The sequence below is a fragment of the Brucella grignonensis genome (assembly GCF_002252505.1).
GTDB classification, from domain to species: domain Bacteria; phylum Pseudomonadota; class Alphaproteobacteria; order Rhizobiales; family Rhizobiaceae; genus Brucella; species Brucella grignonensis.
Genome location: NZ_NNRL01000126.1, coordinates 1 through 491, shown reverse-complemented (window position 1 = coordinate 491; position 491 = coordinate 1). Strand labels below are relative to the sequence as shown.

The window sequence follows — 491 nt, the reverse complement described above, 5'->3', positions numbered from 1 at the left end:
CTTCTTTGCTACGCGCTTTGGCACGCTGATCCGCACGCGAAAGTCCTGGGCATCGTCTGGATGCTGATCGGTGTGGTTGTCGCGTTGGGTTTCTACTTTTCCGACCGCCCGGAGCGCGATGAAGGTTGACCGGATTTCAACAAGGATTACTGGCTTATTTTCACTATGCTCCCCCCAGAGGTCGATTTAGCTGATCCCCAGCACCTATCGTTTTCATCGCTAGCAGCAATAAACACCGCTTCTGGCCCAAGCCGCTGATCAAGAGATCTTAGCTTTGGCTGCCCTCGATCGGAAGCGGCTTGTCACTGAAGACGATGAGGCTGTCTGGCTCCGATGCAAACCACGCGTAGCTGCCCCAAGCGAGGCTGCTGACCGTCTTGCGGAAAGGCTGTCCCGCACGATCAAGATAAGCGGTCACGAAGGCAATGTGTTCGGACAGCCCGCGACATGGCCGCCCACGCTCTGTACTGGGTGCTTACCTTCCATAGGCG

The 491-nt window shown here is 56.6% G+C and carries 1 protein-coding gene; it reads right to left on the bottom strand.

All coding sequences use genetic code 11. The features are described 5' to 3' along the window. Positions 1-268 precede the first annotated feature (268 nt). The gene (locus tag CEV33_RS01530; protein ID WP_268875786.1) at positions 269-427 is read right to left on the bottom strand and encodes a BsuBI/PstI family type II restriction endonuclease; all 159 of its coding nucleotides are present in this window, start codon (positions 425-427) and stop codon (positions 269-271) included. Between the last annotated feature and the right edge of the window lie 64 nt (positions 428-491).